The sequence below is a fragment of the Pseudomonadota bacterium genome, assembly GCA_022361155.1.
GTDB lineage: Bacteria > Myxococcota_A > Polyangia > Polyangiales > JAKSBK01 > JAKSBK01.
Genome location: JAKSBK010000271.1, coordinates 1 through 9,793 on the forward strand (window position 1 = coordinate 1; position 9,793 = coordinate 9,793).

Consider the following 9,793-nt stretch of genomic DNA (forward strand, 5'->3'; position numbering starts at 1 on the left):
CGCACACGTGCCGGGCGCCGCCCAGGCACGCGTGGCCGGGACGCTCGCAGTCGGCGTCGGCCAGGCAGCCCGGCAGGCACACGCGCTGCTTCATCTCGGCGAGGCCCACGCAACGGCTCGCCTGCGGGCAATCGCCCTGGGCCATGCAGCCCAGGCTGCACACGCCTCCCGGCCAGCCGGTCTGCTCCTGGGTCAAGCAGCGCAGCCCCGGGGCAGCGCCCGGCAGCAGGCAGTCGCCGTCGGCGGCGCACGGCACGCCCACGCCTCCGGCCGGCGGGGGGCAATCGCTGTCTTCGTAGAAGCCGCAAGACGAGGGACAGCAGCCATCGCCGGGCTGGCAGTGGGTGATGGCAAGGCGCTCGCACACGACGTTGCACTGGGCGGCGCTGCCCACCAGCCGGTCCTGGGTGCAGGCAATGCCGTCGTCGCAGCTCATGGGGCAGGCCCCGCCGAGCCCCGCGGCGATCATCGGGTCGCAGGTTTCGCGCGGGGGTTGCAGGACACCGTCGCCGCACATGGCGGAGCAGTCCGGGTCGGTGGCCACGCTGCAGCCGGGGCCGCAGCAGCCGTCGCCGGGCTGGCAGGTCTGGATGGCGCGGTGCTCGCAGGCGGCATCGCAGGTCGCGGCATTGCCCGTGGGCACGTCGAGGGTGCAGGCCTGAGCGTCGTCGCAGCTCACCGGGCAGGCTCCAGGGGCTCCGGCCGCTATCGCGGGATCGCACAGCTCATCGGGCTGCAGGATTCCGTCGCCGCAAGGGCAGTCGCGGTCCATGGCGCCCTGGCAGGTCGCGGGACAGCATCCGTCGCCCGAGACACACCGGTCGATGGGCTTGTGCGCGCAGCTTGCGCTGCATTGCATGGGGTTGCCGGTCAGCGTGTCCACGGTGCAGGCGTTCTGGTCGTCGCAGCTCGTGGGGCAGGCGCCTGGCGCTCCGGTGGGGATGGCCGGGTCGCACAGCTCGTAGGGCTGCAGGGTGCCGTCTCCGCAGCTGTCCGTGCAGGCGCCGTTCGGCGGGAACAGGCAGGCTGCGGTGCACTGATCGGCCGATCCCGTGAGGAGATCGTCGGTGCAGCGGTTGCCGTCGTCGCAGCTCGTGGGGCAGGCGCCGGGTTGGCCCGCCGCGACAGCCGGGTCGCAGGCTTCGGTGGGTCCCCGGACCCCGTCGCCGCAGTTGGGGTCGGTATGGGGCGTTCCGCAGCCGCCCGCCTGTACGATCGCCAGCAGCGCAGCGAACCAGGGCGCGGCTCCCATCGAGTTACAGTGCTGCCGTGGCATGCGGTACGTCTCCTTGTTTCGCTTCGGTTGCCTTGCGTGGCCCGTGCTGGCGCCCGGCTTCCGGGCAGGGGTGCGTAGTGCGGCTGACAGTGCGGCTGACCCGGGGCCGGCAGGACCTGGGTCGCCGGCGCTCGACGAGCCGGCGCGACGCACCAGCCAAGCCCGTCCCAGACTCGAGGCATGCTGCCACCACGAGGCCACGGTGTAGAACTTCCTGAGCTTCTTGGGAAGCGGGATCGGCCTGGCTCAAAAATGCCCGGGCGCTGCCGTTTGGTATCCGGGATGGTTCGGATCGCGACCTGTGCGGGATGGTGCGCGCTTGTCTTGCTGGGTGCGTGCCGTCCCACCGAGAGCGTGACCGTCACCCCGAGCGAGATCCTGGCCCGTGAGTGGCAGAGCGCCCGCTTCGAGATCTCGGGGATTCCGCTGGAGCGCTACATCGTGCTCGAAGGCGGACGGCTGCGGCGGCGCCGGCTGGACGTGCGCTTTGGGGCGCTCGCGGGCTCGGTGCGGGGGGCCTGTCCATCGCACATCGACGTGCGGCTCGACGAGCCCCCCCGGCCGGGCGTGTACGACCTCAGCATCCGGTGCGGCGGCGAGATCTTCGTGGCGCGGCCTCCGGTGCAGGTGCTCGGCATGGATGGCGGCTTGCCGTGTTCCGGGCGCTGCCCGGATGCCGCCAACGCGAGCGGGGTCTGCGTGGCGGGTTATTGTACCGTGTCCTGCGAGCCGGGCTACGAGGACTGCGACGGCCTGCCCGCCAATGGCTGCGAACGCTCCCTCGGTTCGATCAGCGACTGCGGAGGCTGCGGGATCCGCTGCGACGATGGCGATCCCTGCACGATCGACCACTGCAACGGCAGGCAGTGTGTTTACACTCCCGGTCCCTGCGACTGTGTCAAAGCGTGCCCCGGTGGCGATTGCGGCGTGTGCACGACGGACTGCACATGCAATCAAACCTGCAGCGCCGAGCAATGCCAGTCGACCTGCGCGTCCGGCGCGCAATGCAGCTTGGCCTGCGTGGTCGGCCGCTGCGAGCAGACCTGCCGCCGCAACGCGCAATGCTCGCTCGACTGCCGCGAGTCCGTGTGCGAGCTTCACTGCCAGCCGGGTGCGAGCTGCCTGATGAGCGGCTGCGGTAAAGGTTCCCCCTGCCAGCTTCGCTGCCAGGGAAAGCTGCGTAGCTGCGGCGGCGGGGTGAAGGTCTGCAACCGCGCCTGCCCCTAGCCCTAGCTAGATTATCGCGGTGCCGAGCCCGGGGGCCGATTCGGAGGCGGAGGCCGAGAGGCCAGATTCCGCGGCTGGATTCCGCGGCGGAGGGCCGATACCGAGCCCGGTGGTCGGATTCCGATGCGGATGTGCCTTCGGGCCGGGCTCTCGGCGATCGGCGTCGGGCACGCACATCGGTTTTCGGAATCGGCCTCCGAATCGGCCTCGAATCGACCTCCGAATCGGTCTCGACCAGGTATTCTGTGACGGACCCCAAGGGGTCGGGTGGACCATGACGTGCTGGCTTGCGGTTCAGAAACAGGCGGGAACATGGCCTTCGACCCGGGTGCGGCGGCTGTCGGTCGCGAGCCTGCTGCTATGGTTGCCGACCGTGATGAGCGCATGTGGCGGCGGGCCGCGGGCCGTCTTGGCGGCGCCCGGGCAGGCCCAACTGGGACGCTGGTCGGCGCTCGACGGCAGCAGGTGGTTGCTCACGGGGGGCGAGTGTGCCGACGGCTCACCCGCACTGGAGGCCCGCGATCGACTGGGCGAGCTGCGCGTCGAGGCTCGCGGTGGCGGGGCCCTGTTCGTGTACGACCAGGAGAGCACCGGATGCGCGCGAACCGCAATCGACGCGCTGCAACGCAAAGGCCGTCGGGACGACCCCGCAGGCTGGGTGCTCGAGCAGCAGGCCGAGATCGTGCTGCCGCCTGGGGCGCACTGCGGCGGCGAGCAAGCCCCGCTCCGGTTCGCAGACCTGAGCCTGAGCCAGGGCGCCCTGGAGCTTCATGTCCTTGGGGCAGCCCGATGCGGAGGGCTCGACGCGCGGCTCGTGTACCACAAGACGGGTCCGGCGCTGCTCGGGGATGAGCAGCTTATCCGGCACTACGCCGCGCACTTCAATCGTCGAGACGCCGGTGCCATTGCCCGCCTGCTGGCCACGGCGGCTTCGTTGCGCGAGCCCGTTGCCGCACCGGACAGCGCGCTGCCCAGGCGGCACGACGGAAGAGCGGCGGTTAGACGCTGGCACGCGAGCGCGTTCGCCTCGGTTCCCTGGCTGGCGTTACGGCTGCTGCGCGTCGATCGTTCCGCCGGGGACGGCCGCTACCTGGCCGACTGGCACTACATGGACGCGGCTCTCAGCGAACCCCTGAGGGGACGCAGTCTTTTCGTCGTCGCGGGCGGGGAGATCCTCGAGGCCGAGCTGCAGTTTCTGAGCACACCGGTACCTGCGCGCACGCGGAACGCGCGCCGGCTGTGGCCGCAGCGACGCAAGCGTCGAGGCATCCAGGGAGCCGCTGAGGCGAAGACCCCGTCCACGGTTACGGTTACGCTACGAGGAGCGAATGCAAGAGCCCAGTAACGGCAAGCAGGAAAACACGGAGCCGGACCAGGCGGACGGCGCGGTCTTGATCACGGGCATCTGTGGCCGCATCGGGCAGCTGCTCGCCCGCAAGCTGCACCGCGCCGGGCCGGTGGTCGGGATCGACCGTCGCCGTTTCGAAGACAGGCCGAGCGACGTGGCGCACCATCGCCTGGACCTGCGCCGCAAGCGTACGCGCGACGTGTTTCGATCCGGGGGCATCCGCGCGGTCGTACACTTGGGCACCCTGCACAACGTGCGTGCCAGCAACCGCTCGCACCATAGCTTCAATGTGGCAGGCTTCCAGAAGCTGGTCGAGCACATGGCCGAGTACCGCGTGCCCAAGCTCGTCGTGCTATCGAGCGCGCGTCTGTACGGGCCGAGGCCAGACAATCCACAGTTCCTCACCGAGGAGGCGCCGCTGCTTGGTGCCCAGGAGTTCAGCGAGATCAGGGACCTGGTAGAGGTCGACATACTCTCGCAGAGCTTTTTCTGGAAGCACCCCGAGACCGAGACGGTGATCCTGCGGCCTTGCCATATCCTTGGGCGCATCAACAACGCGGCGAGCAACTACTTGAGACTGCCGAGACCCTGGACCCTGCTCGGCTTCGATCCCATGGTCCAGGTCGTGCATGAACGCGACGTGGCGGACGCGATCGAGCTGGCGCTACGTCCAGGGCTGCGCGGCATCTTCAACCTGCGCGGTCCGGCCGAGCTGCCGCTTGGCCGTGTCTTGCGAATCCTCGACAAACGCCCCGTTTCGCTTCCGGCTTCGGTCGCCGCACCCCTGTTGGACAGGCTATGGTCCCACCGGCTCAGCCACTATCCGCGCCCCGAGCTCGATCATCTTCGCTACGTGTGCATGGTCGATGATGCGCGGGCACGGCGGGTGCTGGGCTACCGGGCCAGGCGGAGCCTGGAGGAAACCGTGCGATCCGTCTTCAGCCCCCGGTAGGGGTAGCAGCTGGCGAGCGCTGCGGGGCGAGCGTCGTGCGCCGGCGGCCCCAGGCGCTCGATGTTTGGCTGCTGCCGGCCCCGCGCTATGGTCTGGCGAGCCGGAGGAGGTGCGAACTTGCCGTTGCCAACGCTCGCTTTGCTGGTGTTCGGAGTGGGGGCGGGGACCGCGCTCGCGGCAGCGTCGGAGCTTCGACTGAGTCCCCGAGCGCTGCTGCGAACCGACAGTTTTGGGGCCTACGCGCTATTTCTAGGGCTGCTGGTGGTTCCAGTATCGCTATACTTCTATGTCTTTCACGGTGATTGGTTCCTTCTCTACGCGGTGGACGTGCGCGTGGTTCCTTCCGCGCTGGCCCTGGCGGGCCTGCTCCTGGAGCTCGCGCTGGGAGTGCTCGGGTTTGCCGTTGGGGCCCAGCTCACGCGAGCCCAACGCACGGGAGCGGGCGTGCTGATCGCGGTCGCGTCGCCGCTCGCCGGTCTTGCGGTCGGGCTGATCGCTCAGGAAAGGCTAGGCGTCGTGGGCACGTATGCTCAGTATCGCGGTGGTTTCGGCACCACAGGCTACTTGGGAGGCCCCGTGATGCACGCTGGCCTGGTCATGGGGGGTATCCTGCTCGCCGGGGCGGCGTTTCTGATTTGGCGCCTGCGTGGCACGAATGGCGGTTGACTCGACTCGGAGGCGCGGGGATCGGGTCCGGTTGGCACTTGTTGCTGCCGTGCTGGCGGTCGTCCCGCTCGTTGGCTCCGGTTGTGGACCCGCGCTCTTCACCGTGCAGACCCAGCGGGCCGGCCGGGCTGTGCAGCGAGCGAGCGAAGCCGATGCCCCACGGTTTGCTCCCTACGAGTTTTACTCAGCCGCCGAGCACCTGCGAAAGGCGCGTCAGGAAGCGAGCGAGGCGTCCTACGAGGACGCGCTCCAGTTTGCGCGAATTGCGTACCGGCACGCGGTAGAGGCCCTGAGGCTCACCCATGAACGGCGCCCTCACTGACCGAGAGCTTCGTTGCTGGTCGAGTGCTCGCTGCGCGAGCGTGCGGCGCATCTGCCCCTTTTTGGTGGCGCTGTTTCTGGTCTCGTCTGGATGTGGGCAAGGCGCCAGGATCCAGGGAAGGCTCGACCTCGTTCGCCAGATCCTGCGCGAGGCGGAGCTCGAGGGCGCCTACCGTTGCGCGCCGCGTGAGCTCGCGGTTGCCCGAGCTCACGCTTCGTTTGCCCGGGTCGAGCTGCGGCAGGGCAACGCAGGCGATGCGCAGGCTCACCTGCGCGTTGCGGAGCCCAACGCGCGAGCGGCGCGCACGCTGAGTGCCACCCGTGCCTGTCGCGACGCGCTCGGCAGTGCTCGTAGCAGTGCCCGCAGCAGTGCTCGCCGGGGGGCGGACGCCTCCAGGGTGTCGCCTCGGGACCCCAATCGCGGCCAGGCTCGCTGCCCGGGTGCGGTCGCGCGAGGCGCGGGCATCCCGGAGCTGCTGGACTGCCCGGAGCGCGCGGATACGGACTCGGATGGCGTGGTTGACCGCGTGGACAGCTGCCTGCTTCAGCGCGAGGACCTGGATGGCTACCTCGACGGCGATGGCTGCCCCGATCCAGACAACGATCTGGACGGGGTTGCCGATGCAGCCGACAAGTGTCCGCTGGAGCTGGAGGACCTCGACGGGGTGGACGACCTCGACGGGTGTCCTGATCCGGATAACGACGCCGACGGCCTGCCCGATGACATCGATCGCTGCCCGCTGGTACCGGGCCCGGCGTCGACATTCGGCTGCGCACAGGCCTTCAAGCGCTTGCAGCTCACCAAGCGCTTTGTGCTCGTCAAAGAGCCCATCCGCTTCGTACGCGCCGGATCGGAGATCGCGCCAGCATCCTTTTCGATACTGGACGAGCTGGCGCACCTGCTGCACGATTTTCCGCGTCTGCGTCTGAAAATCGTCGTGGGTGCGCCTTCGAGGGGGTCGCGCGCCCGCGGCCTGCAGTCGTCCCGCGCTCGCGCCGAGGCGCTGCGGCGCTACCTCGTGGATCGCGGAGTGGCACCATCGCGCTTGACCGCGCGAGCCTATGGTGCGACACGCACGGGGGAGCAACGCGCGCTGGTGTCCGGTCCGTCCGCGACGCGGCGCATCAGCTTCGTGCGCACCGACGCTCGAGCTGTGGTTGCGGGCGAGGGTGCCAGGTGACTGGTTCCCGCTGCTGCGGCGGGTCCGCACGACCGTCTCCGAGGTAGAGTGCAATGGAGTTCGTCCGCATCGATCACAAGCCACCGGGTCGTGCACCGATCCGGAGCCACCCGGCCGGTGGTCCATTCCCCGGCCAAGCCCCCGCAGCGCCTCTATGGCCGTCGCTTGCCCTCGACCTGCCTGCCGCCGGCGACCGTGCCGCGACCGAACGGCGGCGATGCCGCACGGCGCCAGCACTGGATGGGCAGCCTAGCTCGAGCAGGGCGCGGATGCTCGCGATCGGCCGGCTGATCGCCGTCTGGTGCGTGCTGGCCAGCGGCGGCGGGGTGCGTGCGCAGTCCGTAGACAAGCAAGTCGCCGACCTGAACGAGCGCTCCATCCAGGCCTACCTGGCCTCCGAAGTCAATCTTGCCGGGGCCACACTCGAGGAGGCGCTGCGGATCGCGGCCCAGGGTGGAGTCAAGGCGTCCACCCTGGCTCGCACTCACCTGCATCTGGGCATCGTCTACGTGGGAGGCCTCAGGGAGGCCGAGAACGGCCTGCCCTACCTGATCCAGGCGCTGTGCCTGGATCCGGACATCGAGCTGGACCGGTTCTTCCGCACGACTTCCATCAGCAGGGCTTTCGAGACGGCGAAGGCCGAGATCGAGGCAGGCGCTTGCGCCGACTTCGTTTCACCGCAGGAGGCCGAGCGGGGTGTGGTCGCGGGTGTCGACCCCGCGGCCGAGAGCTCGGAACCCGCTGCTTCGAGCGCGGACAGGCAGGGTGTCGGGCAAGGCATCATCACGCACGTTCCGCCGCGAGAGCAAGAAAGTCAGGTTCCGTTGCCCCTGTACGTCGAGCTCGCCGAGGACGGTACGGGCTCCGCGGGGGACCTCGAGAGCCTGCGGCTGTTCCTGTTCTACAAGTCGTCCGATATGAAGGAGTTTCAGCGCGTGAAGATGCGCAAGATTGGCCGGGGTTACGGCTACCAGCTCGCTTGCGAGGACGTGTGGGAGCCCGGGGTGAGCTACTACATCGCAGCCTTCGGCGATAACGGCGAAATGGTCGGCTCCGCCGGTTCGCAACACCAGCCGCTGCGCGTGCAGGTGGTGTCCAAGCGCCTCGGGCCGGCTCCGGCCTTCCCGGGTCTGCCGCCGCCCACTGGATGTGGTGAGTGTCCTCCCGGGGTTGCGTGCGAGGGAGGCGGACCCGGTCAGGGCGCGCTGGGAGATGCGTGCGCCAGCAATGCAGATTGCCGCGGCGGCCTTTACTGTAGCGATAACTTGTGCGCGCCGAGGGCGAGCGACGAACGGCTCCGGGCTAGCGGCAATGCGGGCCGCGTCTTCGTCCGCGCCGGTATGACGGTGGGTTCTGTGTGGATGAAAGCCGGCATGCTCGCGGACCGCGGGCCGCCGATCGACGCCAACACCGGTCTGCCCGCCATCCCCGTGTTCACCACCGACAGAATGGGTGTCGCCCCCGGTCCCGGTGTGGAGACCCGATTTGCGGACGTTGCCGGCCTGGAGAGTCCTTGGGTGCCAGACAGCGATTCTTTTGTGGGGACACCAGGAGGCAGCCTGACGCCTTATGCTTCCTCGGAATGCCCTGCTGACGGCGTACAGACAGCCTCCGGTGACGCCAATCCCGGCCTCCGGTATCCGTCGCGCTATTGTGTGCGCGTCAACACACCCGGCTTTGTCGCCGTGTTGGCCATGCGTGCCGCACTGGGCGTGTGGCTGTCCGATCGCGTGGCCTTGGAGGGGATCGTGCGGCTGCAGCTCGAGGCCGGTCGAGGGACCATGGCCAACATGCTGGCGGGCGGGCGGCTCGAGTACTTGCTCAGTCGGTCCCGGCCCACGGGCCTCCTGTTCTCGACGTTTTTCGGTGCCACCGGCGGCCAGATCCAAGCCCGGGCACCAACGTCCAGGGGCAATGCACAAACACCCTTCGCGATCTCGGGAATGTTCGGCTTGCATACCGGCTTTTCCGCTCGCTACCGGCTTGGCTCTGCGTTTGCGTTACACTTCACCCCGGAGCTCGACCTGCAGCTTCCCGCTTTCATGCTCGTGGTCGATGCTACCGCGGGGCTCGAGCTCACGTTCTAGTGTGCCGGCTGCCCGGAGAAGGAAGAGCACGCGATGGCGTCTGGATTGTCGCAGCGCGGCGCTGACCTGGTCAGAGAGCCACCGCTGCCCGAGTACGTTAGCGAGCACTACGCACGCCAGGAGGAGGCATGGGACGCCCAGGCGCGGCCTGACGGGTACATCGCGCTGTGCATCGCCGAGAACAAGCAAGTGACTGAGCTGCTGGCCTCGCGACTCGGCCAGGTCGGCGCCATGCCCGCGCAGCGCCTCGGCTACGACGCGATGGTCGGGAACCTCGAATTCCGCCGCACACTCGCCGCCTTCCTTGCGGAGCGCGTCTTCAGACGATCCGTGTTGCCCGAGCAGATCGCCGTGCTGGCCGGGGCGGGCAGCGTGCTCGAGCTGGTGTTCTACGCCATCGCCGATGCGGGCGACGGCGTCTTGGTACCCACGCCGAGCTACGCGGGGTTCTGGGCGGACCTCGAGACCCGCGACAGCTTGCAGATCGTGCCCGTGCACACCCGGCGCGAGACGCAGTTTCAGCTCCGAATCGAAAACTTGGAGCAAGCCTACGAGACCGCCGAACGGCCGCTCCGAGCCCTGCTGCTTACCAGTCCGGACAACCCGCTGGGCAGGGTCCACAGCCAGCGCGAGCTCACCCGGATCCTGGACTGGGCCGAGGCCAAGGGTCTGCATGTCGTTTTTGACGAACTCTACGCATTGTCCGTGTTCGGCGACTGTAGCTTCGTGAGCGCC

General features: G+C 68.8%; 9 protein-coding genes. 8 read left to right on the plus strand and 1 reads right to left on the minus strand.

The genetic code is table 11. From position 1 onward, the window contains the following. Window positions 1–1,276: hypothetical protein (locus MJD61_10175; protein MCG8555636.1), on the minus strand; the 1,276-nt coding region annotated here is incomplete at its 3' end. 282 nt (window positions 1,277–1,558) lie between these two features. Between MJD61_10175 and MJD61_10180 the strand changes: the two genes are divergently transcribed. The 8 genes from MJD61_10180 to MJD61_10215 all read left to right on the plus strand — a co-directional run. Continuing rightward, entirely contained in the window at window positions 1,559–2,503 is a 945-nt protein-coding gene (locus MJD61_10180) for a hypothetical protein (protein MCG8555637.1), read from the plus strand. A 274-nt stretch (window positions 2,504–2,777) separates the two neighbouring features. Next, entirely contained in the window at window positions 2,778–3,848 is a 1,071-nt protein-coding gene (locus MJD61_10185; GenBank protein MCG8555638.1) for a nuclear transport factor 2 family protein, read from the plus strand. After that, window positions 3,832–4,803 carry an NAD-dependent epimerase/dehydratase family protein gene (locus tag MJD61_10190; protein ID MCG8555639.1) on the plus strand — a complete coding sequence of 324 codons (972 nt, stop codon included), beginning with the start codon at window positions 3,832–3,834 and terminating at the stop codon, window positions 4,801–4,803. The genes MJD61_10185 and MJD61_10190 overlap by 17 nt, the downstream gene beginning before the upstream one ends. A gap of 117 nt (window positions 4,804–4,920) precedes the next feature. Continuing rightward, window positions 4,921–5,469: a hypothetical protein gene (locus MJD61_10195; protein MCG8555640.1), complete on the plus strand. Its 549-nt coding sequence runs from the start codon at window positions 4,921–4,923 to the stop codon at window positions 5,467–5,469. A gap of 49 nt (window positions 5,470–5,518) precedes the next feature. Continuing rightward, window positions 5,519–5,791: a DUF4398 domain-containing protein gene (locus MJD61_10200; GenBank protein MCG8555641.1), complete on the plus strand. Its 273-nt coding sequence runs from the start codon at window positions 5,519–5,521 to the stop codon at window positions 5,789–5,791. Next, on the plus strand, window positions 5,772–6,971 hold the full coding sequence (locus tag MJD61_10205; GenBank protein MCG8555642.1) for an OmpA family protein: 1,200 nt from the start codon (window positions 5,772–5,774) through the stop codon (window positions 6,969–6,971). The genes MJD61_10200 and MJD61_10205 overlap by 20 nt, the downstream gene beginning before the upstream one ends. 269 nt (window positions 6,972–7,240) lie before the next feature. Beyond that, window positions 7,241–9,058, plus strand: coding sequence for a hypothetical protein (locus MJD61_10210; GenBank protein ID MCG8555643.1), 1,818 nt, complete (start codon window positions 7,241–7,243; stop codon window positions 9,056–9,058). A gap of 33 nt (window positions 9,059–9,091) precedes the next feature. Beyond that, window positions 9,092–9,793 (plus strand): aminotransferase class I/II-fold pyridoxal phosphate-dependent enzyme (locus MJD61_10215; GenBank protein MCG8555644.1); only part of this gene is annotated, 702 nt, incomplete at its 3' end.